The following is a 23851-nucleotide window of genomic DNA, read 5'->3' as shown; positions in this document are numbered from 1 at the left end:
CCGACCGGTCATCCCGACGGCCTACTCCATTTGTGGCCTGCCGGGAGTCCGAACGGGTTGTCCGTCGCCTGGATCACGAGAAAGACCCATGTTCACCCCATCGGCTGATATCCAACCCCCTCTCCGCTGCCCCTAGCATAACTTTTACCCTGCCCGGAACCGCAGTCTCACAACAACGTAGACAATGGACGGAGAAGGGTGGCACACCAAGTAGGGATGAAGACCGGGATCGCCGGCCGAAACGGTCCCGGAGGACACCGGACGACGAGTGAGTGCGAATTCCTGCCATTCCCGAGATGAGGAGAACCGAGGCTATGGGCGCGGGACCGCCTGCCGGCCGGGAGGCGAACGAACGACTGCGGGCCGTGATGGAGGAAGCGGGGTGCTCCAACACCGGGCTGGCGCGCCGGGTCAACGTCTGCGGCGCGGAGCACGGGGTCGACCTGCGTTACGACAAGACGTCGGTGGCCCGCTGGCTGCGCGGGCAGCAGCCGCGCGGCCGGGCGCCCGCGATCATCGCCCAGGCGCTGGGGAACAAGCTGGGCCGCGCGGTGACCGCCGACGAGATCGGCATGGCGGCGAGTCCGGGCGCGGCGCCCACCGCAGGACTGCGGTTCGAGCCGACCGTGCCGGGCGCGCTCCGGCAGGCACGCGCGCTGTGGCACGGCGACGCCACCCGCGTGGGCGCGCTGACCGGGGACAAGCTGTCCACGTCCGTGCTCGTCCAGCCCAGCCGCGACTGGCTGATCGCCGGTCCGGACCCCGCCGTGCCCGGCCACGGACCGGCCGCGGTCGGGATGGCGGACGTCGCGGCGGTGCGGGCGACGACCGCCGCGTTCGTCGACCTCGACCACCGCTTCGGGAGTGGCCGCATCCGCCCCGTCGTCGTCCACTACCTCGACAGCGTGGTCTCCCGGCTGCTCGGGGACTCCTGCGGCGAGTCCACCGGGCGGCAGCTCTTCGGCGTGGCCGCGCGGCTCACGGAACTCGCCGGGTACATGGCGGTCGACACCGGCCGGCCCGGCCTCGCTCAGCGCTACTACATCCAGGCCCTGCGGCTCGCCCAGGCGGCGGACGACCGTGCGTTGGGCGGCTACGTCCTGGCGTCCGGGATGAGCCGCGTGGCGCTCCTGCTGGGCAGCCCGCGCGAAGCCGTCCAGCTCGCCCGCGTGGCGCGGGACGGATCGCGGGGGCGGAGCACCCCGACGGCGGAGGTCGCCTGCCACGCGGCCGAAGCCCGCGGCCACGCCTTGCTGGGGGACGTGCGCGCCTGCGAGGACGCCGTCGGGAAGGCGATCGAGGCGCTGGAGCCCGGCGATCCCGGTCGACGACCGGACTGGGGCGCCCACGTCGACCGGGCCTACCTGGCGGAGGAGCTGGCCCGCTGCGCCAGGGACCTGAACCGGCCCGCGTCCGCCGCCCGGTGGTCCCGGGAAGCCCTCCAGGGCTGTCTTCCGGGCCGGTCGCGACGCCGTGCGCTCAGGCTGCTGCTGGTCGCCTCGGTCGAACTGGAGTCGGGGGAAGTCGACCAGAGCCGCGCCACCGCGGCCCAGGCCGTGAAGGTGCTCAGGGATCTGTACTCCGCGCAGTGCACCGGCGACCTGGAGGCCTTCTGCGGTCGGCTGGCAGCACTGGGACGACCGGAGGACGCCCGCGAACTGCTGGCCGGGGCGGACCGGAACTGATCCGCGGAGTGCGATCGGGGCTCGATCGGCCACGCCGACCAAGCCCCGGTGCGCACGTTCTCGTCTCTCAGGGCACCCACCGGGTCCGGTCGGGCCGGTTGACGGCGAGGCGCACGAGTGGCGGAGGGACGTCGTCCTTGCCGGTGAACGCCTCCACGAGGACCAGCCGGTCGGTGGTGGCCACGGCGCGGGCGAGCGCGCTGTCCAGCGCGGCCGGGGTGCGGGCCGTGAGCACCAGCGGGTTCCGCACGCCGAGGGCGGCGGGCAGATCGGGCCAGTGCCAGCGGGCGATGTCGTTGTACACGGCGCGCCGGCCGTGGATGGCCCGCTCGACGGTGTAGCCGTCGTTGTTGACCAGGACGACGATGGGGTTGAGGTGATGGCGGCCGAGGATGCCCAGCTCCTGCACGGTGAGCTGGGCCGCACCGTCGCCGATGAGCAGCAGTCCGCGCCGGGACGGTTGCGCGAGCTGCGCTCCGACCAGTGCGGGGATGCCGTAGCCGATGGAGGCCCACAGCGGCTGCCCGACGAACCGCGCTCCGCTCGGGAAGCGGTGGCCCACGACGCCCATGAGCGCGGTGCCGTTGTCGGCGACCACGGTGTGGTCGGACCTGATGACGCCGCCGACCGCCTTCCACAGGTAGGACTGGGTCAACGGGAGCGTCGACCCGCAGAGCTTCCGGCCGAGGGCGGTGGCGGACTCCTTGAGCTTGGCCGAGGAGTCCGCGGCCAGGTGCACCAGCGCGGCCAGTCCCCGGGGTGCGGGCTCGGTCCTGCGGTGCGCGAACCGGATTTCACGGTGTGCGGGCTCGGTGGTGGGCGCCCGGTCCGGAGCGCGTTCGCGGACCAGTTCCGTCAGCACGTCCAGCGCCGCGGCCAGCGGCACGCCGGGGAAGGCCGCGCCGTCCACCTTGGCGACCGCGGGTCCGAGGTCGATGCCCTTCTCCGGGTCGAACTCGTGCGTGAACTTGCCGGTGGTCATGTCGCTGAGCAGCACGCCCGCGCGGATCAGCAGATCGGCCCGGTCGATGGCGGCGCGGACCGTCGCCTCGCTCATGGCCCCCGCGTACGTCCCGAGGAACCCGGGGTTGCTCTCGTCGACCACGGTCTTGCCCGTCGCCAGGACGGCGTGCCGGAAGGAACCGGCGGCCAGCAGGGCGGACAGTTCCGCACGGGCCCGGAACCGGTCCACCAGGAAGTCCACCAGGACCGCGATGTCGCGCGCCGCGGCGAGCCGGGTCCGGGCCGCCGCGCGGAAGGCCTCCAGGCTGTCCTCGTCGGCCGCCTTCGGGTCCGGCACGTCCAGCGGCCCGCGCGGCGCGGCGGGTTCCAGCGCGACATCGCGCGGCAGCCGCAGGTAGCCGGGCCGGCTCTCGCGCAGACAGGTCGTCAGCACCCGGTCGATCTCCGGCACGGCGTCGCCGGACCGCAGAACGGCGTCGGCGCACACCACCTGCCGGTGCGCTCGGGCGAACCGGTCGAAGTCCCCGTCCCCCACCGTGTGGTGGACCACGGCGCCGGCCCGCTCGGTGGCCTGCGTGGGACCGACGGCGATGTGGAGCAGCGGGACGCGCTCGGCGTAGCCGCCCGCCACTCCGTTGATCGCGCTCAGCTCACCCACCCCGAACGTGGTCAGCAGCGCGCCGAAGCCGTTGGCGCGCCCGTAGCCGTCGGCGGCGTACGACGCGCCGAGTTCGCTCGCCATCCCGATCCACTCCACCCGCGGGTGGGCGACCACGCGGTCGAGCACCGCGAGGTTGTAGTCCGCGGCCATCCCGAACAGGTGCCGCACCCCCAGTGCGCTCAGGCGGTTCAGGACGTGGTCCATGACCGTGCTGCTCGTTTCCGATGGGCTCGTTGTCATGCTGGGCCTTCCTTCCTCGCGCGGGATCCCCCGTGCCTGTGCGGAGCCGACGCGATCTCCGGCTGATCCAACGTAGGCGCCGCCCGACCGCCGGCGGCAGGCGTGCGCCAGTGGCGTCGGGGTCGTGCGGGCCACCCGTTGCGCGCGCCCGCTCGCCGGGTGGCGGTGAGGTGCGCGCGAGTCGGCGGGCACGCCCCGAAAACCCGGCGGGAGCGCATTGCGGGGACCGGGCCCGGTGCCATGCTTTCCCGTCATGGGAGGGAACCTGTCACGACGTCTGGTGCCTGATCCTCTGTGGACGCTGGTCGCACCGCTGGTCCCGCGATTCACCCCCCGGCCGCAGGGTGGCGGCAGCGTTCCGCTCGACCACCGCGACGTCTTCGCGGCCGTCGTGTTCGTGCTGACGAGTGACTGCGCCTGGCGTCACCTGCCGTCTTCCTTCGGTGTCTCACCGGCGACCGCGCACCGCCGCTTCGCCGCGTGGACGAGGAGCGGGTTGTGGCCGCGGCTGCGGCAGGCGCTGTCGGAGAACCGCGACGTCGGCGACGACCGGGAGTGGGCGGCGGCGGTCGTCGACGCCGCGATCGTCCGCGGGGGCGCCCACTTCGGCTCAGCGGGACGGTGACGCGGGCCGAGCCGCGTCAGATGCCGATGGGCTGCGCCTGCCTGGTGGTGCCACCGCCGGGACGCTTGCCGAGGTGGACGACGTCGAGCCGGCCCTGCGCGTACTGGTGCTGGATGTGCCGCTTGTCGTACTTGCCGACCGAGTTCTTCGGCACCGAACTCATGATCGTCCACCGTTCGGGCACCATCCAGGAGTCGATGTGCCGGCCCAGGAAATCGCGCAGCTCTCCCAAGTCCACGCCGCTGCCCGCGCGCAGTGACACGGCGGCCAGTGGCCGCTCACCCCAGCGGTCGTCGGGCACGGCGACCACGACCGCCTCGACCACCGCGGGATGCTCGGTCAGGGCGTTCTCCAGCGCCACGCTGGAAATGAACTCGCCGCCGGACCTGATGACGTCCTTGGCCCGGTCGGTGAGCGTCAGGAAACCGTCCGGGGACACCTTCCCGACATCGCCGGTCCGCAGCCAGCCGTCCGGGGTGAAGCTCTCCGCCGGCGTTTCCCGAGGCGCGTCGACGCCACCGTGGTAGGCGCTCGTCACGCAGGGCCCGCACACCTGGAGTTCGCCGGTGGTCACACCGTCGTTCGGCACGACCGCGCCGTCCGGGCCCACGAGCCGGAACCGGGACGACACCGGGAACTGGCCCTGGCTGAGGCGGTAGGCCCACTCCTCCTCGGCGCTCACCCCGCGCGGCGGCAACCCCGTGGTCACCAGCGACGAGGTCTCCGTCATCCCCCAGGCGTGCAGGAGTTCCACGGCGTGCCGGTCGCGGTAGGCGGCCATCAGGGCGGGCGGGCAGGCGGATCCGCCCACGAGCCCCCGGCGCAGGCTCGACGTGTCCCGGGGGCGGGCGTCCAGTTCCTCCAGCAACGAGATCCAGACGGTGGGCACCGCGGCGCCGAAGGTCGGCCGACCGGTCTCGATGATGCGGGCGAGGGAGGCGGGGTCGAGGTGCCGGTCGGCCAGCAGCAGGTCCGCGCCGGTGGCGAACGCGGCGTAGGGGGTGCTCCAGCCGTTGACGTGGAACAGTGGCGCGATGGGGAAGACGACCTCGCGGAGGGTGAGGTCGTAGCGGTTCGGCGCCGCGACCTGCAGGCAGTGCAGGTACATCGACCGGTGGCTGTAGACGACCCCCTTGGGGTTCCCGGTGGTTCCGGACGTGTAGCAGATCGCCGCGGCGGTGTGCTCGTCCATCTCCTCCTCCCAGGGGTAGTCGGCCGGGCGGCCGGCGAGCAGTTCCTCGTAGTCGTGCACCTCGCCGGCGAATCCAGCCAACTCGGCACGGCCACCGGGACCGGCGACGACGATGTGCCGCACGGTGTCGGGTAGCCGGGGCAGCACCGGGGCGAGGATTCCGGTCAGGCCCGCGTCCACGACGATCACTTCGTCACCGGCGTGCCGCACGATGTAGGCGAGCTGCTGGACCGACATGCGCGGGTTGAGGGTGTGCACGACGGCTCCCATCGCGGGCACCGCCAGGAGCAGTTCCAGGTGACGCGCGTTGTTGCGCATGAAGGTGCCGATGACGCTCTGCCCGCTCTGCGGTCGGGTACCCGTGCGCACGCCCAGCCGAGTGCGCAGCGCGTGCGCCAGCCGGGCGGCGCGTTCGCCCACCTCCGCGTACTTCGTCCGGTCGTAGCCATTTCCGTGCCAGGTGGACACCGTGGAGGCGCTGTGGACCGTGGATCCGTGGCGCAGGATGCGGGCGATGGTGAGCGGGATGTCCGGCATGGTGCTGTGCATGACGATCCTTCGGGTCGGGTGTCGTTGCCGGGTGGCCGGATCGTCGGGCGCCCGCGGATCCGTACCGCCGAAGGTATGCGGCGCACACGTCGCCTGTCGCCTTGCGGAGCTGTCTCGCCTGGCGTTCGCGCGGTCCGCCGAGGCCGACCCGAAAAAGCGTGCCAGCCTTCGGTTTCCGCTCCGAACGCGAGCGCCGGAACTACGTCTCGGGTAGCGGCCGGAACCGACACGACGAGGTTCTCGGCGGCCCACGTGAGACAGCGCCGTGTTGGCGCGATCGGTGGCACAGCCGAGACCCCGAACGCTTCTCACGCCACTGTCGCGCGCCCTCCGCACACCCGGGCGACGAAACGACGTCACGGACTCCACGCGCGCCTACCGGTGCAGTGCGCGCGCCTCCTACGTTTCGGTCACAGGCCGAACGGTCGGCCGGACAAGGAGTTGCGACCGGTGAGCCCGCGCGGCGACGAACCCCATGCCTCCGACCCCGACGACCCGCGATTCGGCGACCCCGCCTGGAATTCCGCCGGGTACCGGCTGCTGCTCCGGAGCTACCTGACGTGGCGTCGGCTGGTCCTGGCCGGCGCCGACGCGCCGTTCCTCGCGGCCCGACGCCGCCGCCAGGTCCAGTTCTTCGCCCAGGTCCTCACCGAAGCCCTGTCCCCCACGAACTTCCTCCTGGGGAACCCCGCCGCGCTGCGCCGTGCCGTGGCCACCCGCGGCAGGAGCCTGGTCCGCGGAGCGGCCAACTTCCTGGACGACCTGGAGCACCGCCGGGGACGCCCCGCCAAGATGGCGCCCGGCTCCTATCGCCTGGGCGACAACCTGGCGGCCACGCCGGGCCGGGTCGTGTACCGGAACGACCTGATGGAAGTGCTCCAGTACGACCCGCAGACCGCCGAGGTGCACCAGGTTCCCCTGCTGCTCATCCCCGCGTGGGTCAACAAGTACTACATCTACGACTTGGCGCCGGGCCGGAGTCTCGCCGAATGGGCGGTCCGCGAGGGCTTCACGGTGTTCGCCATCAGCCTGTGCGACCCCGGACCCCACCAGACCGGCCTGGGACTGGACGAGTACTTCGCGCAGGCTCCGCTGCGCGCCTTGGAAGTCGTGCGGGAGATCACCGGCTCGCCGCGGTCCCACCTGGTGGGGGTGTGCGCCGGCGGGATGCTCGCCGCGTCCACGGCCGCCTGGCTCGCGGCGGGCGGCGAGGGCGGGGCGGCGTCGCTGACGCTGCTGATGTCCGCCCTCGACTACGCGTCCCCGGACAGCGGCGAACCACCGTCGGCCAAGGAGATCGCACTGCTGACCCGCGGCCTGTCGAACCGGGAGGGCCTGGTCGACGGCGGGAGGATCGGCCTCCTCTTCGACCTGCTGCGAGCCAGGGACACCATCTTCCATCCCCTCGTCGCCGGCTGGCTGCTGGGCGAGCGGCCGAAGCCCTTCGACATCTGGGCGTGGAGCGAGGACGGGATACAGGTGCCGAAGGTCCTCTTCGGACAGACCCTCGACATCGCGGTGGACAACACGCTGGCCCGCGGTCGGTTGCGGCTCGGCGGGAGACCCATCGACCTCTCCGCCGTCACCCAGGACGCGTTCGTGGTGGCCGGTTCCCGAGACCACATCATCCCCTGGGAAACGGTGTACCGGAGCGCCCGGCTGCTCGGCGGCGACGTCGCGTTCCACCTGGTGCCCTCGGGGCACGTGGGCGCCATCATCAGCCCACCCCGTCCCAAGGCGGCCTATCGGACCGGACCGGGCGGGCTGCCCGCCGACCACCTGGACTGGTCGGCCCACTCCGACCTGCGGCACGAGTCCTGGTGGACGGCGTGGTCGCGGTGGCTCGCACCCCGCTCGGGTCCGCCGGTCCCCTGCCGCGAGGCGGGCAGCGCCCGCCACCCCGCCGGCGCCCGCGCGCCGGGGAACTACGTGCGGTCACGGAAAACCCCTTCCCCCCAAGGAGAAGCACCATGAGTTCGGTCGACTTCAGGACGCCGCTCGCCGCATTCGGCCCGGATTCCTTCGAGCACGAGCAGGTCGTGCTGTGCCAGGATCCGGCTTCGGGACTGAAGGCCGTCATCGCCGTCCACTCCACCGCGCTCGGGCCGGGCCTGGGAGGCACCCGCTTCCGCACGTACCCCGGCGACGACGAAGCCGTCACGGACGCGCTGAACCTGTCGCGCGGCATGTCGTACAAGAACGCGATGGCCGGACTCGACTTCGGCGGCGGCAAGTCGGTCATCATCGGAGATCCCGCGCGGCTCAAGTCCGAGGAACTGCTGCTGGCCTTCGGCCGCTTCGTGGCCTCTCTCGGCGGCCGGTTCATCACGGGCTGCGACCTGGGCACCGACGTGTCGGACATGGACGTGGTAGGCCGCGTGTGCCGGTGGATCGTGACCCGTTCCCGGAAGACCGGCGGAACGGGGGATCCGTCGAGTTCCACCGCCCTCGGCCTGGTCCACGGCATGCGGGCGGCGGCCGGGCACCGCTGGGGCGCACCGTCGCTCCGGGGCCGCACGGTCGGTGTCGCCGGGGTGGGCAAAGTCGGCCACCTGCTGGTGGAACGCCTCGTCCACGAAGGCGCGCGGGTGGTGGTCACCGATCTGCTGGAGGAGCCGGTGCGCCGGGTCGTGGAGAAGTTCCGCCAGGTCGCCGTGGTGGACGACACCGAGTCCCTGATCCGGTTGCCGGGCCTGGACATCTATGCGCCGTGTGCGCTGGGCGGCGCGCTGGACGAAGCCGTCGTGCCCGTGCTCACCGCGGAGATCGTGTGCGGCGCCGCCAACAACCAACTGTCCCATCCGGACGTGGAACAACAGCTCGCGGACCGCGGGATCCTCTATGTCCCGGACTACGTCGTCAACGCGGGCGGCGCGATCCACGCCACCGGAGACCTACGAGGGCGCTCGCCGAGCCAGGTCACCGCCGAGGTGGATCGGATCTTCGACACCACACGGGCGGTCCTGGAGCACGCCGAGTCGGGCGGCCTCCTGCCGGGCGAGGCCGCGGACCGGATCGCCGAACAGCGCATCGCCGCCGCGGCCGGGGAGCGGCGGTCGTAAGCGAGCCGATGGCCCATCGGCACGTAGGATGACTTGTTCAGGAGTCCTACGCGCAAGGCGGGTGGCATGACCGAGCACGTGACCGGTGCCAGCGGCCCGGCCGGCCTGGACCGGCAGGTCCACCGATGAACGCCGGACGAGTGCTGATCGTGTCCGTCGGCGCGGTGGGACCACTGTCGTGGCACGGGCGCGTTGTGGCGTCAGGGATCAGGAAGTCCCCCGTCGACGGGCCGGTCGAGATCACCCGGCTCGGCTTGGCGGGCGACGAGCAGGGCGACCGGAAACGCCATGGCGGACCGGACAAAGCGGTCCTCGTCTACCCGGGCGAGCACTACCGGGCGTGGGCCCCGCGACTCGGCGACGTCGTCCCGCCGGCGTTCGGCGAGAACCTCACCACCTCGGGGGTCCTGGAGAGCGATGTCGTGCTGGGATCGGTCTTCGCCGTCGGCACCGCCGTGCTCCAGGTGACCCAGCCGCGCCGGCCCTGCTACCGACTCGCCGCCCACCACGGCATCGCGGACATGGCCGTCCTGACCCAGCGCAGCGGCAGGACCGGTTTCTACTGCCGAGTGCTGGCACCCGGCCGCGTGGCCGCCGACGACCGCTTCGACCTCGTCTCCCGGCCACAACACGGCATCACGGCCGCCGAGGTGCACCGCGTGCTCAACGTCGACCGAGCCGACCACGCCGCTACCCGACGCCTGCTCGACCACCCCGAGGCGCTGCCCGACTCCTGGGTCGGACTGCTCCGCGAACGCCTCGACGGCCGGCTGGACGACCAGGCGGAACGCCTGCACGGCAGGACGGCCGGACAGGCGGAGACCACCCCCGATGGTCCCCTCGCCACACCGGTGGAGCCCGCGTGAACGCCACCAGCTTCATTCGGCCCGGACGACGAAGCCGCGACCGTTCGCATCCGTGCGGGCGGTCCGGCCTCGTCGTGCGGTCGTGGGCGCGCGTCAGGGATGCGACTCGGCGGGGCAGAACCGGTCCCGGGTCGGCGGTGACGCGGCGACGAGGTGTTCCGTCGCCAAGCGGTTCGCGCATGTGTTGCCGCTCAAGTAGACGCCGTGCTCCCCTGCGTCGACGGTGACCAGCGCGGCCCGCTCGCCGAGCCGCCCGCGCAGCGCGACCCCGCCGGCGTAGACCGTCGCCGGGTCGCGGAGGTTCTGGAGGATCAGCACGAAGGCCCGGCCGGTGCCGCCGATCCGGGTCGGCTCCTCCAGCGGCGCGAGCGGCCAGCGGGCGCAGGGGGTGATGTTCGCGGTCAGGGCGCCGACCAGCGGGTAGCGCTGCCGGTCGGTTCGGACCGCGCGTTGGTAGTGCTCCTGCGACCTCGGCCACGCGACATCGCCGCAGGTTACCGCCAAGTGTGCGGCGAGGAAGCCGTCGTCGGGCGGCTGGGCGCTCCGCACCCCGGCCGCGTCGCCCGACGACAGGCTCTGCCAGATCGCGGCCAGGGAAGGGAAGTCCTCGTCGCGGTAGAGCTTGAGGCGGGTCAACTGCCGGAACACGTCCCCCGTCACCCCGGCGACCGGCGCCGCGTCGAGTGCGCCCGCGAGTTCGAAGTACTTCTCCCGCACCGCTTCCGGCGTGCGCCCCAGGTGGTGGACGTCGTGCCGCGCGGCAGCCCACCGCGCGAAGTCGGGGAACCGCACCTCCGCGCCCCGGCCCCAGGTCCGGAACTGCTCACGCCACACCATGTCCGGGTCGGCGGCGCTGTCCAGCAGGAACCGGTCCGCCCGGTCCGGGAACAGCGCCAGGTAGACCGCGCCGAGATACGTGCCGTACGACGTCCCGAAGTAGGAGATGCGCCGCTCCCCCAAGGCCTGCCTGATCCGGTCGATGTCACGCGCGGTGTTCCGCGTCGTCAGGTGTGGCAGGTTGGGGCCCCCGTGGGCCACGCACTGCTCGGCGATGTCCTGCACGCGCCCGGCCTGCTCCGCCACGTCGTCGGGGCCGTGCGCATAGGTTCCGAAGGCGATGGTCTGCTGCTCGGACGACAGCGCGCAGGTGACGCCGCCGCTGTGCCCGACGCCGCGCGGGTCGAAGCCGATCAGGTCGTAGGAGTCCAGCAGGCCCCGCGGCGGGTTCCGCTCCGCGATCGCCACCGGCAGGTCGAGCCCGGCCACCCCGGGACCGCCGGGGTTGACCAGGAGGACACCGCGCCGGCGTGCCGGGTCTCCGCTGCGCAGCCGCGACACCGCGATGCTCATCGTCCCGCGGTCGGGCGCGCGGTAGTCCACGGGCACGTCGAGCGTGCCGCACTCCAGGTCGCCGGCCCGTGCCGAACCCCTTGTCCCCGTAGGCAATTCGGGGCAGGTGCCCCACGTGACGCGAGCCGGCTCCCCGCTCGCGTGTCCCGGTGCCGCGGGGGCGGCCACGAGCGCGCCGACGGCAAGCACGCCGGTGGCCACCGCCACCGCCTTTCTGGTCGATCGCATGCCAGGCTCTCTTTCGGCGGAAGGACGCGGGAACCCGGTGCCCGGGTTCCCGCCTGCTCCCGGTGAGCCTGCCGGTCGGCGACGCCGCGCGACCATGGTGCGGCTCCCAGCATCAGTGGTGGGTCTGAGCCCAGGAACCACAGTGGTGCTGGGAGCCGCACCCTAAAGCAGCGAAGTCCACTGTGGACGTTGGTGTGAGCGGCACCTCACCGGTCAAGGATTGATCAACGGGTTGAACGCGGCGTGCACGTCGCCCTCGGACGCGGTGACGTACATGTCGGACGCCGGCCCGGTGTCGATGGTGCTGTAGGTGGTGTAGCTGACGACCGCCGGGCAGGCCTCGCCGTTGATCTCCACGGTGGTGTCCGCGATCAGCTTGCCGGTCTTCACCTCGTAGACCCGGACCGGGATCGCGATCCGGTGGAACGACACGTCCCTCTCCCCGCTGAAAGTGCCCGAGTACAGGTACGTGCAGGTCTCCACGACGGAACCGTGGGCGACCGCGCCGGCGCACATCACCGTCGTGGCGTTGGCCACGTCGTCGACCAGCCAGTCGCCCGGAAGCCGGTTGGTGTGCTCGTTCTTGCCGGCCAGCCACGCGCGGTTGGGGCTCTGCGCGCCGTAAGGTGCGGCGGCGCTGTACGGAGCGGGCGCGTCGCAGTACCTGGGCTTGTCCGCGGACGGGGTGGCGAGCAGCGACCGCACGTTCGCGAGTTCGATCGCCCACGTGGCCTTCTGCACGCCCTCCTTGGCCTTGGGCGCGAGTTCGTGCGTCGGGTACTGGTCGAGCAGTTCCTGGTAGTGCGCGCGGGCTTCGATGAACGAGCTCGCCGCCATGAGGGTGTCGGCGCACTGCACCATCGCCGGCGGGGCGATGCGCGGCACCACTTCGGCCGCCCGGTCCAGCGCGTTGCCCTGGCTTCCGCGTTGACGGAGCCAGTCGGTGATGTCCCTGGTGTCGCAGGCGTCCTCGGTGGGCAGGCCGGACAGGAAGCCGTCCAGGGCGCGGTCCACGACCTTCTCGTAGCCGGGCAGTTCCACGAGGGCCGCCGAGAGGCCGGCGAAGCCCGTTTCCACGGCCGCGGTGTCGCCGGTCAACCCGGTGCGCAGTTCGCCTTCGGCCGCGTCGAGTCGTGCGCACGCCCGCACGGTGTCCTCGCCACGGACGGTGAGCGGCGCGTTGGCCAGGTGGTGACCGAACCACAGCCGGTCCACGGCGGCCACGGACCGGGAGCAGTCGCCCCCGTTCCGGGCGTCGACGCTGTCCTGCTCGATGCCCGCGGCGTCGAAGCGCAGGAAGCCGACGGCCAGCAGCACCGGGAGCGTGGTGGCGAGCGCGATCAGCCGTTGCCGCCGGGCGTTGGGGCCGGGGGTGCGCGCACGACCGCCGGCGAGTCGCCAGCCGTGCGCGATGACGGCCGCCCACCACAGGAGGACGACCACTTCCAGCCACACGGAGCGGACGGCCGTGGCGAGGACGACGATGAGCGCGAGGGTGATCAGGCCGGTCAGGATGGCGGCCCGGCGGCGGCCCAGCATCAGGTAGCCGGCGCCGAGCAGGGAGGCGTTGGCGAAGGCGGCGGCGGGCGGGTCGACGACCCGTTCGACGACCGGTGGGGGTTCGGGCGCTTCCGGCGGGAACCCCGGCGGGGCTGTCATCGCGTGCTGCCACGGCATCTCGACCGTGATCCCGGGCGTCGGCTCCGCCGAGTACTGCCAGGGCGACTGCGCGGTGACCGGCGGCACGGGCTGCGCCGACGTGTCCGAAACAGCCATCGGCACGGGCTCGGGCGTCGTGTCCGGCACCTCCTGCGCCGACAGGTCCACGGGAGCCACCAGAACGTCGGTGCTGTCCTGTGGTGGCGTCTCGTCCGCCGGCACGTGCGGGGGCTCGGGCGCGGTTCGCGGGCGCTCGTAGGGCGATGTCTCCTGCTCGGCCTCAGGCGTCGGCTGCGGTGGCGTCGATTGCGATGGCGTCGGCTGCGATGGTGACGGCTGCGGTGGCGTCGCCGCCGTGGGCTCCGGTGCGGGCGCCGGTGGCGATGCCTCCGGGGCGGGCTCCGGCGGGGTCGGCTGGTCCACTGCGGTCCTTTCGGGGGGAGGTGCGTGCTGAGACGGTGCCCTTATGCTGACGGGTCGCCCCTGCCGCTGTCCCGCGATCCAGCGGTCTTCCTGGGCGGAAACTTCCTCTTTCACCCTGACCGGTGCCGGGCCGCGTCCGGTCGCCTCAGCCCGGTGGTCCAACCAGTCGCCGATCCACCCTCACCGGGGGATGGCGTGCCGCACCAGATCGTCAGGCCAGGCGCGCGTAATCCCCGCGGAAGAACACGAGCGGGGTGTCGCCGGTCGCGTGCAGGGACAGGACCCGGCCCAGGGCGAAGTAGTGATCACCCACGTCGGTCACCCCGACCAAGTCGCATTCGAGCGTGGCGATCGCGCCGTCCAGGAGCGGTGTGCCATGGGTTCCCCGGTGCCACCGGGTGTCGGCGAACTTGTCGGCGCCCCGGGTGGCGAACGTGCGGCTCGTCTCGTGCTGGTGTTCGCCCAGCACGTTGACGCCGAAGCGGCCCGCCTGGCGGATCTTCGGCCAGCTCGACGACGACCTCGACGGGAAGAAGCCGACCAGCGGCGGGTCCAGGGAGACCGAGACGAACGACCCTACCGCCATGCCCGCGGGCCGGCCCGACTCCAGGGCGGTCACCACGACCACGCTGGTCGGGACGTGCCCCAGCACGTGGCGGAACAGGCCGGTCTCCACCGCGGTCATGATCCCGCCGCAAACTGGCGGTCGACCGGAACGATCTGCCTGGGTAGCAGCAGGTTGCACGCCGGGAACATCATGTCCCACCCTTCGCCGGGTGAATCGCCGATGTCGTCACCGTTCTCCTCCGTCGGGAAAGCGAATCAGGGCCGGTCAGCGCTCGGTGCGGCCGATCATGAACGGACAGCGGGCAGGCGCGGTCAGGCGGACAGCAAGGGCTTGAGGTCGGCGGCGTACTTCCGGATGAAGGGCTCCGAAAGGTGCGGGATGTCGCCGGTCGGACCGACCCCGGCGGCGCGAACGGCGGCGTGGAACCGCTCCGACGGCACCTCCGAGCCCGGCACGGCTTCCTCGGGGCGCTCGAACCGGTGCACCAGCGGCAGCACCGAGTGCCGGCGCTGCGCCTCTGGCAGCGCGCGCATGGCCGTCTCGAACCGGGCGAGCCAGTCCGCGTAGTCGTCCACCCGCTCGATCCGGTGGCCCGCGCCGCTGAGCCAGTCCACGAACGTGTCCAGCGAGATGCCGTCGTCGTGCGGGTTCACCAGGCTGTAGGTGCGGAACCCGTCGTCCCGCGCGCCCAGCGCCACGACAGCGGCGGCGGTGAAGTCGACCGGCAGGCCGTCGTAGTGCGCCGCCGAAGCGTCGCCGAGGTAGAAGGACCGCGGCGCGATGCCGGTCGTGATGAGGCTGAACAGCAGGCGGGTGAACACGTCCGGGACGTTCAACTGCCCGCCGTACCTGCTGTGCGCGAGGATCATGTCGGAGCGGAACACGGTCACCGGGAGGCCGCACAGGTCGTGCGCCTCCCGCAGCAGGACCTCGCCCGCCCACTTGCTGGTGGCGTACCCGCCCGCGTAGCCGTCGTGGACCGGCTGCGTGCCGATCGCCGCGCGCACGTCGGAATCCTCGTCCAGCGCCGGTTTCCCGGGTCGGGAGGTGGCCACGGCGACGCTGGAGACGTAGGTGAACGGCTTGATCCGACCGGTGAGCCCGAGCCGGATCAGCTCGGCGGTGCCCAGCACGTTCGCCTCGAAAAGCCGGTCGTACGGCAGGACGTGGTTCACCAGCGCGCCCGCGTGGACGATCAGGTCGACCTCTTCCGACAGCTTGTCCCAGGTCCGCTCGTCCAGGCCCAGGCGGGGTTCGGCGATGTCGCCCGCCAGCACCTCCAGGCTCCCGGCCAGTTCCGCCACCTTCGCCACCAGGTCCGAGTCCCCGCCCGCGAACGCCTCGTCGAGCCGGTTCGCCGCCGCCGCGGCGTCCTTGCCGCGCACTACGCAGATCAGCTTCCCGCCGGCCGGGGCCAGCCGCTCCAGCCACTCCAGGGCGAGGAACCGGCCGAGGTAGCCGCTCGCGCCGGTGAGCAGGACGGTCCGCGGGGCGCCGGTCGCGCGGGGCAGCGTCTTCGCGTCGGCGATCGTGCGCGCGTCGAAGAACTTCTCCAGGCTGAGGTCGCCGGCACGGACCTCGGTGCGGTCCGCACCGTGCACCGACTCGAACGTCGGCCGGTCCAGCCCGGCGGCGCGCTTCGCCTCCACGTAGGCCGCCACCTGCCGCAGGTCGTTCGCCGGGCTGATGAGCACGTCCACCGGCACCCGGATGCCGAAGATGTCGTGCAGCAAGGCGGAGTAGGACACCGCGGACAGCGAGTCGCCGCCCAGGTCCCGGAAGTGCGCGGTGGGGCCGACCTCGGCCATGGAACCGGCCAGCAGTGCCCGCGCGGCCCGCTGCACGGTCTCCAGCACGGGCCGATCCGCGCCCGTGCGGCGGACTTCGCGCAGTTCCTCGGACTCCCGGAGCGCGATGTCGGCGTACAGCGCTTCCAACTCGTCGCGGTACCGCGCCAGCAGTTGTGGCCGCAGCAGCTTGCGGTGGTCGGACAGCAGACCGTTGGCCTGGCCGAACGGCTCGGTCTCGATCAGGAAGTCGCGCGGGATCTCGTAGGAGTTCAGGCCCGCGTCCTTCGCGATCTCCTGGAACGACTCGCTGAGCCGCTGCTTGATCTCCCCCGGGCCGAACCGGTCCAGCGCGGCCGGCGTGGGCACGACCACGGCCAGCAGGTAGGACCGCTCGCTGTTGCCGTACACGAAGATCTGCCGGACCAGCGGGCCGGCGCCGAACACGGCCTCCAGGCTCGCGGTCGCCACGAACTCGCCCTGGGACAGCTTCAGGACGCTGTTGCGGCGGTCCAGGATCTCCAGCCGGTCCGGCTCGATCTCGGCGACGATGTCGCCGGTCCGGTAGTAGCCGTCGGCGTCGAAGATCGCCGCGGACAGCTCGGGCTGCTTGAAGTAGCCCGGGATCGCGGCCTCGGTCTTGACCAGCAGCTCGCCCCTGGGGTGCGGGGTGTCGGTCCGGTAGTAACCCAGCTCGGGCACGTCGGCGAGCTTGTAGTCGATCACCGGCGGGCGCAGCATCGCGCCGTCCAGCGAGACGCCCGCGACCTCCGTGGCGCCGTAGACGATGTGCAACTCCAGCTCCAGCAACGATTCCACGAACGCGCGCAGCTCGGCGGACAGCGGCGCGGAACCACAGCTCGCCCAACCGATCCGGCCGCCCAGGACGTTCTTCCTGAGGTGCGCCTTGACTTCCGCCTCCACCGCCGCGCGGTCGGCGCCGCCCGCGGCCCGCCGGTCGACTTCGCTGCGGTGGTACTGGAGGAGCATCTCGCACACCCTGGGCACCAGCGACAGTTCGGTGGGGCGCGCGAGCGCGATGTCCTCGAAGAACGTGGACAGGTCGCTGCTCGCGGTGAAGTAGCTGACCCCGCCGCGTGCCAAGGTGTTCTTCACCGACGAGTGCCCGGCGACGTGGCTCATCGGCATGTAGTGGAAGGTGACCGCCCGCTGTTCGGAGAACAGGTCCGACCACCCGCCGCCGCCGAACATCGCGGCCACCAGGCGTTCGGTGTAGATCGCGCCCTTCGGGGTGCCGGTGCTGCCCGACGTGTACACGAGCATGGTCATCGGGTCGTCGCCGTCCTCGGAGGTGAACAGCGGCGCTTCCGGCAGCAGCGCGCCCCGGTCGAGGACGTCCGATAAGGACTCGACGGCGATGTCATGGCCCGCCAGGCGTTCCCGGGCGGCGGTGAGCCTGTCGCGCTGGTCGTCCACCGCCGAGTGGTAGTCGAAGACCACCAGGCGGCGGACCGACGGGGCGGTCGACACGAGGTCGACCGCGGCGTCCACCCGTTCGACGGCGGCGGCCACGACGCTCGGCTCGGTCTCCGCCAGGATCGCCTTGAGCTGCGACGCCGGGGCGCTGGTCTGGAGCGGGATGGTGACCGCGCCCGAACAACTGCAGGCCAGGTCGACCGTCGTGTAGTCGCGGCCGGCGAAGCCGAGCAGGGCGACGCGATCGCCCGGGACGGTGGCGTGGGCCGGGTTGTGGTGCCACTCGGTCGCCACCGCGCGGACGCGCTGCCACAGCTCGCCGAAACTGGTCGTCTCGTACCACGGCAGCAGCCGGAGCGAGGTGCGACCGGTGCCGGGGTCGCGAAAGGCCTCCTTGGCGCGTTCACCCACGGCGGGGCGGTCCGCGTAGCGCCGCATCACTTCTGCCACCGTTTGCGTAAGCCGCATGCTGGTCTCCACATCGCATCACTGGCCGACTCCGGGGCTCCGGGACCGAGGGGGCTGGTGCGCATCGGAGCGGACGTCGGCGGTCGCGCTGTTCTCCAGTTCGTTCCCGACGCTAGCCCGGCGTGGAGCGGAGTTCCCAGCCGCCGGACGGCAATCTGTCATGTCGCGGCGGGCCAGACTTCGTTGTGGCGACGGGAAGAGACCACAGAGGACGGTGGCACGGCGCCGCCGACGCGGTTCAGGGCGCGTCGGCGGTGTGGGGTGGGATCCGGTGCCAGGAAGGACGGCGAGCGGGTCGCCGATGCCAGGCGGGAGCGCTAGCGCGACACTCCGGCATACGGCAGGGCAGCGAGCGCATCGACCAGCGGCGCCAGCTCCGGCAGCTCCGCCGCGTCCTTCAGCGCCTGGGCCAAGGTGTCGTCGTGGGTCGAACGGGCGCGTTCCAGGGCGCTGCGGCCCTCGTCGGTGACTTCGGTGTAGATGCCCCGGCGGTCGTCCTCGCACAGGTACCGCTGGAGCAGGCCGCGCCGCTCCAGCCGGGTCACCAGCCGGGTGGTCGCCGACTGGCTCAGCACCACGGCCTTGGCCACCTGGTTCATCCGCAGCAGGCAGCCGGGCTCCTGCCGGGACAGCACGTCGAGCAGGCTGTACTCGCTCACCGACAGGTCGTGCGCCTGCTGGAGCGCCCGCTCCAGCACGTCCTCGATGCGCGCGTGCAGCGCGGCCAGGGTCCGCCAACCCTGCGCGCGGATCTCGACGGCGTCAGCGCTCTCCACGAGGCCATCCCTCCTTGCCGCCCACTGCTGTCGCACGGCATCATCGGCACCGCACCAAGCATGCTGTGTGCAACTATTGCAGGTGCTGGTAGTGTGCTCGTGACCATGGTACCGGGAATCGGCAGGCCGTGGCTGTCGCCGGGCTCACCGGCGACCGGCCCGCGCGGCGCCGCCCGGTGGCTGCGGGAAACGCCGCCGAACCGCGCCCGATGCGCTTTCCGGGCGGAATCGACATTGTCCTCCCGAACCGGTGTTCCGCGTCGGGGGACACGGTGGCCGCCGAACTCACCGGCCTGACTCCCGTCACCGCGAAGCGGGAAAGCGAACTCACCGCGCTCGACATCGGTCCGGCGCGCCGGAAACGGGAAAATGGATCGCTCCGTCCGCCGGTGGACGACTGTGCCCGACGGACTGGAAACACGATCAACGCAGCCCCGATCCGGCAGCGCCGCCGGTCGTGGAGCTGCCGTCATTCGATTCTGCTTTCGCACGCTCAACGATGGGTATCGGCCGAAGACTCCTGACAGTCGATTTCGATAAGCTGAGCGAGGATCGGACAGAACGTTTACCCAACGTGGCTACCCGACCAATGCGATAGTGCGATCGGGTGACGACAGCACACTCGAACCTGGGGGTAACACAGTGGAGACTTTTGCGTCTCCTCAGCCGACCGCGAGCGGCGGCATAGACGAGTTATTTGATTTGCTGGCCGGCGGGGCGCCCGTGGACGCGTTCGAGGACTTCCTGGACGACGCCCGGAGGGCCGCCGCCGGCGCCGCGACCACCGACCTGAAGGCCGCCGTGTGGCGCGCCCTGCGTGTGCACAGCCAGATCCAGCGTGGCCGCGTCCGGGAAGCGGGCCTGACCGCGCTGATCGACGCCGCGCGGGACCTGGCCCTCCCCCACGACTCCGTGGCCGGTCTGCTGCACGCCATCGCCCGGCGCGCCCGTCACCTGCTGGGCATGGACATGGCCTGCATCGCCATCGCCGGCGAGGAGCACGACGGCGTCCAAGTGCTCGCCGCCGACGGCCACACGTCCGGGCTGAGCATCGGCCTGCGCCTGCCCGCCGACGACGGCACCACCACCGGTCCGGGCTTCACGGCCCCGTTCGCCACGCACGACCTGCCGGCCGACGGAGGGGTCGCGCTCAATCCGGCGTTGGCGGAGCTGGTCCGGGTCGAGGGCCTGCACGCGCTGATCGCGGTCCCGCTGAGCTGCGGCGACCAGCCGAACGGCGGCACGCCCCGCGGCAGGCTGTACGTCGCGAGCCGCAAGGTCCACCACTTCACCGCCGACGAGCGGTCCCTGGTGGGCTCCCTCGGCATCCTCGCCGGCATCTACCTGGAGACCACCCACCTCCGCCTCGCCGCCGACGCGCGCGTCGCCGAGTTGGAAGCCCGCCTGTCCCGGGCCTCCACGACCGCCGAGGGGTTCCGCGAGTACTGCGACCTGCAGACCGAGCTGGTGGACATGCTGGCCTCCGACGGCGACCTGCGCACCCTGGTCGCCGCCGCCGCGGAGTCGTTCGGCGGCCGTGTGACGGCCTACACCGCAGCCGGGGACGTGCTGGCGACCGCGGGCGACGGACCGGACGACGGCGACGACACCTCCGCGCTCGCGATCGCCGTCGAGCTGACGACCCCGGAGCCCGCGCCGGCGGATGGGCGGTGGGTGGCCCCGTTGTGCACCACCAAGGACTACGTCGGCGCGCTGGTGCTGTCCGCGCCCGGCGACCTGACCGCCCCGGCCCGCCAACGGCTGCGGCTGTACGCGCGGGTGGCCGTCCTGGTCATCCGGCGGGACAAGCTCACCACGGGCCACGACGGCGAGGTGCGCGAACGGCTGCTCGACGACGCGCTCGGCGACGGCGGCCGGGTGCCGCGCCTGCTCACCGAACGGGCCCGCCGGATCGGGCTGGACCTGACGCGGCCGTACCTGATGGTGGCCGCCCGGCCGGAGAACGGCATCCAGGGCCGGGCCAACGCGTGGGCGTCGGCGTACGCGCGGCGGACGGGCGGGCTCCGCAGCTCCCGCAACGGCCGCCTGATCATGCTCCTGCCCGGCGGCGACGCGGGTGTCGTGGCGCGCGACGTGGCCGCGGCGATGGCGGCCGAGCTGGGCAAACCCGTCTCGGTGGGCGCGGCCGGTCCGCTCACCGGGGCCGAGTCCGTCCGGCGGGGCTACCGCGAGGCCATCCGCTGCCTCGACGCGGTGACCGCGCTCGGCGTCGAGGGCGGCGCGGCGTCCGTGTACGAACTGGGGTTCGTCGGCGCGCTGGTGTCCCCCGACCAGGACGTCGGTGGCTTCATCGAGGCGGCCATCGGGCCGGTGCTGGAGTACGACCGGGAGCGCTTCACCGACCTGGTGGCCACCCTCCAGGCGTACTTCGACGCGGGCGGCAGCCCCACCTACGCCGCCGAGCGCCTGCACGTGCACACCAACACCGTCACCCGCCGGCTCGACCGGATGAAGGAACTGCTCGGCCAGGACTGGCAGAAACCCGCGCAGGCACTGGAGATCCAGCTCGCGCTGCGACTGCTGCGGGTCCGCGAGACGCTGAGCACGCAACCGGGGGCGTTGGCGGTCCGGAGCGGCTGAGCCGGCCGTCGGAAGCTGCTGAGCCGCTCGACCGGCGACACCGACGCCCCGGCCGGTGACAACCGGCCAGTCGGCGGCGACGACCCGGTGGTGCGCGGGTTTCGCGCCCCGATGACGGTCAGACCGCCTCCGCGCCGATCTGGCCGCTCCGACGCCGGGGCCGGGACAGGCCCGCGGTCAGGCCGGTCAGCAGCGCGCCGAGGATGGTCGGGCCGTGCTGGGTGAGCACCGACTCCGCGTGGAACTGGATCGACGCGAAGTGCGGGCCCCGCAAGGCGTGCACCTGGTGGGTGACCGGGTCGCGGCTGACCTCCACCGCGCCGATGCCCGGGTGGCGCAGGACGTCCTCGGCGCTGCTCGCCGCGAAGGTGTTGTAGAAGCCCACGCGCCGCGGTGTGCCGAACAGGTTCACGCCAAGCTGGACGCCCTGGTTCGGGACGTCGCGGCGGACCAGCGGCAGCCCGAGCCGGGCGCTGAGCACCTGGTGGCTCAGGCAGACCGCCAGGAACGGCCGCCGTTCCGCCAGCAGCATGTCTACTGTGGACGCCAGGTGTGCGATCTTCGGATGACCGCTCTCGCGCGGATCGCCCGGCCCCGGGCCCATCAGGACGATGTCGGCGTCGCGCACGTCGTAGGGCTCGTCGAAGCGGCGGATCACCACCTCCGGCCCGAGCGCCCGCAACTGGTGGGCCAGCATCGAGGTGAAGGTGTCCTCCGCGTCCACGATCAGCACCTCCAGGCCCGCCAGGGCCGGGTCGACCGGGTCACGCGATCCGTTGTCCGACAACCAGAACGCCGCGATGTCGACGTTGCGCGCACACAGGGCGGCACGGACTTCCGGGTGCTCGGCGAAACCGACGCCCTCGGCCCGGCGGGGGCCGGGTTCCGAACCGAGGGCGGCCAGCAGGCCCGCCGCCTTGGCGCTGGTCTCGGCCACCTCCGCCAGCGGGTCGGAGTGGCGGACCAGCGTCGCGCCCACGTCGACGCGGACCGTGCCGCCACCGTCGATGGCGGCCGTGCGGATCAGGATGGCCGAGTCCAGCGACCGGCTCCCGGCCGCGTCGCGGCCGATGAGCGCGACCACACCGCTGTAGTAGCCGCGACCGGTGGGCTCGTAGCGGCTGATCACCCGGCAGGCGCTCTCCAGCGGGCTGCCGGTGACCGTCGGGGCGAACATCGTCTCGCGCAGGATGTCACGCGGGTCGCGGCCGGTGCGGCCCGCGATGAAGTACTCGGTGTGCGCGAGCCTGGCCATCTCGCGCAGGTACGGCCCGTGGACCCGACCGCCGTCGTCGCAGACGCGGCCCATCATCTTCAGTTCCTCGTCCAGCACCATGTACAGCTCGTCGGACTCCTTGTGGTCGGCCAGGAAGCCCAGCACCCCTTCCAGCGCGGGGCCGGTCGGCGGGTAGCGGTAGGTGCCGCTGATCGGGTTCATCACCGCCGTGCCGCCGGTGACGCTGATGTGCCGTTCCGGGGTCGCGCCGACGAACGTGCGGTCGCCGGTGTGCACCACGAACGTCCAGTACGCGCCGGTCTCGTCCAGGAGCAGCCTGCGGAACAACGACAGCGCGGACCGCGGCGAGTACGCCGCGATGTCGGCGACGTACCCGCGGCGGATGACGAAGTTCGCGCCCTCGCCCTCGCCGATCTCGTCGGCCAGCACCCGGCGGACGGTCTCCGCGTAGCCGCCGTCGTCGGTGTCGAACCGGCCGCGGTCCAGCCGCAGCGGCACGTCCGGCAACCGGCGCAGCACGTCCTCCAGCGGCAGCACCGCCTGGTCGGCCACGGTCAGCGCGAGCAGCGGCTCGCCGTCGTCGCGGTGCTCGTAGCCGCGCTCGGCGATCTGCCGGAACGGCACCACCGCCAGCACGTCGTGCCGGGGCCGGGACACCGGGCCGGCCGGCAGCGCGATGTCCGCCAGCACCCCTGGCGTGCTCACCTCGCCGACCAGCACGTCCACCCGGGCGTGGCCCGCCTCGGTCCGGTGCAGCAGGGCGAACGGCCGGTCGGGCGCGGCGAGGACCCGGTCCAGCAGGTCCCCGGTCACAGCGCGACCCGCGGCCGGTCCGCCGCCCCGGCCTGGGCGACGACGGTGGCCGTCGTGGCGACCACGGCGCAGCGCTGCGCCGCGTACTCCACGGCCAGCCGGTGGTAGGCCTCGGTGAAGTCGCCGATCGCGTCGGCGACCAAGAACGCGCGGATGTCGTTGGCGTACGCCTCCAACGCCGTCACCAGCACGCCGACGTGCGCGTACACCCCGCACAGGATCAGCTCGTCGCGGTTGTCGCGGCGCATCCGCTCCAGCAGGTCGGAGCGGAAGAACGCGCTGTAGCGCCACTTGGTGAACACCCAGTCGCCGTCGGCGGGCGCGAGTTCGCCGACCACCTCCCGATCGGCCGGGTCGACCCGCATCCCCGGGCCCCAGAAGTCCCGCAGCAGACCGCGTTCCCGCTCGCTCATGCCGCCCGGCTGCGCGGTGTAGGCGATCCGCGCGCCCCGCTCCGCGCACGCCACGCGCAGCGCCGCGATGTTGGCGATGATCCGGCTCCGCATGACGTCGGAGAACGGCCGGACGAAATACCGCTGCATGTCGTGGATCAGCACGACCGCCCGCCGCGGGTCCACGGTCCACGTCGCGGTGTTGGCGGGCAGGTCGTCCGCCGTCGGCAGCGGGTAGGGGTTGATCGGGGGGATGCCTGTCATCGTGG

15 protein-coding genes are annotated in these 23851 nt (G+C 72.4%); 6 read left to right on the top strand and 9 right to left on the bottom strand.

The features are described 5' to 3' along the window. Positions 1–296: 296 nt before the first annotated feature. A complete protein-coding gene (locus ACQPZF_RS12525; RefSeq protein WP_433271488.1) occupies positions 297–1685 on the top strand; it encodes a hypothetical protein in 1389 nt (462 codons plus the stop codon). A 67-nt stretch (positions 1686–1752) separates the two neighbouring features. Here ACQPZF_RS12525 and ACQPZF_RS12520 read toward each other — a convergent pair whose 3' ends face one another. Further along, a complete protein-coding gene (locus ACQPZF_RS12520) occupies positions 1753–3513 on the bottom strand; it encodes an alpha-keto acid decarboxylase family protein (RefSeq protein ID WP_433271486.1) in 1761 nt (586 codons plus the stop codon). 316 nt (positions 3514–3829) lie between these two features. On the opposite strand from ACQPZF_RS12520, the gene ACQPZF_RS12515 reads away from it, so the two are divergent. Beyond that, the gene (locus ACQPZF_RS12515; protein WP_433271484.1) at positions 3830–4174 is read left to right on the top strand and encodes a transposase; all 345 of its coding nucleotides are present in this window, start codon (positions 3830–3832) and stop codon (positions 4172–4174) included. Positions 4175–4190: 16 nt separating this feature from the next. On the opposite strand, the gene ACQPZF_RS12510 is transcribed toward ACQPZF_RS12515, so the two are convergent. Then, a complete protein-coding gene (locus tag ACQPZF_RS12510) occupies positions 4191–5915 on the bottom strand; it encodes a long-chain-fatty-acid--CoA ligase (RefSeq protein ID WP_433271482.1) in 1725 nt (574 codons plus the stop codon). 450 nt (positions 5916–6365) lie between these two features. On the opposite strand from ACQPZF_RS12510, the gene ACQPZF_RS12505 reads away from it, so the two are divergent. The 3 genes from ACQPZF_RS12505 to ACQPZF_RS12495 all read left to right on the top strand — a co-directional run bounded on the left by ACQPZF_RS12505 (position 6366) and on the right by ACQPZF_RS12495 (position 9843). Then, positions 6366–7889, top strand: a complete 1524-nt coding sequence (locus ACQPZF_RS12505) for a PHA/PHB synthase family protein (protein ID WP_433271480.1) — start codon at positions 6366–6368, stop codon at positions 7887–7889. Continuing rightward, entirely contained in the window at positions 7886–8977 is a 1092-nt protein-coding gene (locus tag ACQPZF_RS12500) for a Leu/Phe/Val dehydrogenase (RefSeq protein ID WP_433271477.1), read from the top strand. Before ACQPZF_RS12505 ends, ACQPZF_RS12500 begins: the two co-directional genes overlap by 4 nt. Positions 8978–9102: 125 nt before the next feature. Then, positions 9103–9843 carry an MOSC domain-containing protein gene (locus ACQPZF_RS12495; RefSeq protein ID WP_433271475.1) on the top strand — a complete coding sequence of 247 codons (741 nt, stop codon included), beginning with the start codon at positions 9103–9105 and terminating at the stop codon, positions 9841–9843. Between the two features lie 93 nt (positions 9844–9936). On the opposite strand, the gene ACQPZF_RS12490 is transcribed toward ACQPZF_RS12495, so the two are convergent. The 5 genes from ACQPZF_RS12490 to ACQPZF_RS12470 all read right to left on the bottom strand — a co-directional run bounded on the left by ACQPZF_RS12490 (position 9937) and on the right by ACQPZF_RS12470 (position 18539). Next, positions 9937–11421: an alpha/beta hydrolase gene (locus ACQPZF_RS12490; protein WP_433271473.1), complete on the bottom strand. Its 1485-nt coding sequence runs from the start codon at positions 11419–11421 to the stop codon at positions 9937–9939. 213 nt (positions 11422–11634) lie between these two features. Then, positions 11635–13257, bottom strand: a complete 1623-nt coding sequence (locus ACQPZF_RS12485) for a tetratricopeptide repeat protein (protein ID WP_433271472.1) — start codon at positions 13255–13257, stop codon at positions 11635–11637. Positions 13258–13714: 457 nt separating this feature from the next. Then, entirely contained in the window at positions 13715–14188 is a 474-nt protein-coding gene (locus ACQPZF_RS12480) for a flavin reductase family protein (protein WP_433271470.1), read from the bottom strand. A 194-nt stretch (positions 14189–14382) separates the two neighbouring features. Further along, positions 14383–17763 carry a carboxylic acid reductase gene (car, locus tag ACQPZF_RS12475; RefSeq protein ID WP_433271468.1) on the bottom strand — a complete coding sequence of 1127 codons (3381 nt, stop codon included), beginning with the start codon at positions 17761–17763 and terminating at the stop codon, positions 14383–14385. A 317-nt stretch (positions 17764–18080) separates the two neighbouring features. Next, complete coding sequence (locus ACQPZF_RS12470; protein WP_433271466.1) at positions 18081–18539, bottom strand: MarR family winged helix-turn-helix transcriptional regulator; 459 nt, start codon at positions 18537–18539, stop codon at positions 18081–18083. Between the two features lie 723 nt (positions 18540–19262). Here ACQPZF_RS12470 and ACQPZF_RS12465 point away from each other — a divergent pair. Next, positions 19263–21140 carry a helix-turn-helix domain-containing protein gene (locus ACQPZF_RS12465; RefSeq protein ID WP_433271464.1) on the top strand — a complete coding sequence of 626 codons (1878 nt, stop codon included), beginning with the start codon at positions 19263–19265 and terminating at the stop codon, positions 21138–21140. Between the two features lie 118 nt (positions 21141–21258). Here ACQPZF_RS12465 and ACQPZF_RS12460 read toward each other — a convergent pair whose 3' ends face one another. Both ACQPZF_RS12460 and ACQPZF_RS12455 read right to left on the bottom strand, forming a co-directional pair. Further along, a complete protein-coding gene (locus ACQPZF_RS12460) occupies positions 21259–23190 on the bottom strand; it encodes an anthranilate synthase family protein (RefSeq protein WP_433271462.1) in 1932 nt (643 codons plus the stop codon). Next, entirely contained in the window at positions 23187–23846 is a 660-nt protein-coding gene (locus ACQPZF_RS12455) for an isochorismatase family protein (protein ID WP_433271461.1), read from the bottom strand. Before ACQPZF_RS12455 ends, ACQPZF_RS12460 begins: the two co-directional genes overlap by 4 nt. Positions 23847–23851 lie beyond the last annotated feature (5 nt).

The sequence above is a fragment of the Actinosynnema sp. CS-041913 genome, assembly GCF_050942485.1.
Taxonomy (GTDB): Bacteria; Actinomycetota; Actinomycetes; order Mycobacteriales; family Pseudonocardiaceae; genus Actinosynnema.
This window is presented reverse-complemented; position numbering and strand designations above follow the sequence as displayed.

What these genes read in the sequence shown, in the direction of transcription:
- ACQPZF_RS12495 (WP_433271475.1), top strand. Translation starts at nt 9,103, where the DNA reads ATGAACGCCGGACGAGTGCTGATCGTGTCCGTCGGCGCGGTGGGACCA.
- ACQPZF_RS12520 (WP_433271486.1), bottom strand. Translation starts at nt 3,513, where the DNA reads ATGGACCACGTCCTGAACCGCCTGAGCGCACTGGGGGTGCGGCACCTG.
- ACQPZF_RS12500 (WP_433271477.1), top strand. Translation starts at nt 7,886, where the DNA reads ATGAGTTCGGTCGACTTCAGGACGCCGCTCGCCGCATTCGGCCCGGAT.
- ACQPZF_RS12525 (WP_433271488.1), top strand. Translation starts at nt 297, where the DNA reads ATGAGGAGAACCGAGGCTATGGGCGCGGGACCGCCTGCCGGCCGGGAG.
- ACQPZF_RS12455 (WP_433271461.1), bottom strand. Translation starts at nt 23,846, where the DNA reads ATGACAGGCATCCCCCCGATCAACCCCTACCCGCTGCCGACGGCGGAC.
- ACQPZF_RS12510 (WP_433271482.1), bottom strand. Translation starts at nt 5,915, where the DNA reads ATGCACAGCACCATGCCGGACATCCCGCTCACCATCGCCCGCATCCTG.
- ACQPZF_RS12490 (WP_433271473.1), bottom strand. Translation starts at nt 11,421, where the DNA reads ATGCGATCGACCAGAAAGGCGGTGGCGGTGGCCACCGGCGTGCTTGCC.
- car (WP_433271468.1), bottom strand. Translation starts at nt 17,763, where the DNA reads ATGCGGCTTACGCAAACGGTGGCAGAAGTGATGCGGCGCTACGCGGAC.
- ACQPZF_RS12480 (WP_433271470.1), bottom strand. Translation starts at nt 14,188, where the DNA reads ATGACCGCGGTGGAGACCGGCCTGTTCCGCCACGTGCTGGGGCACGTC.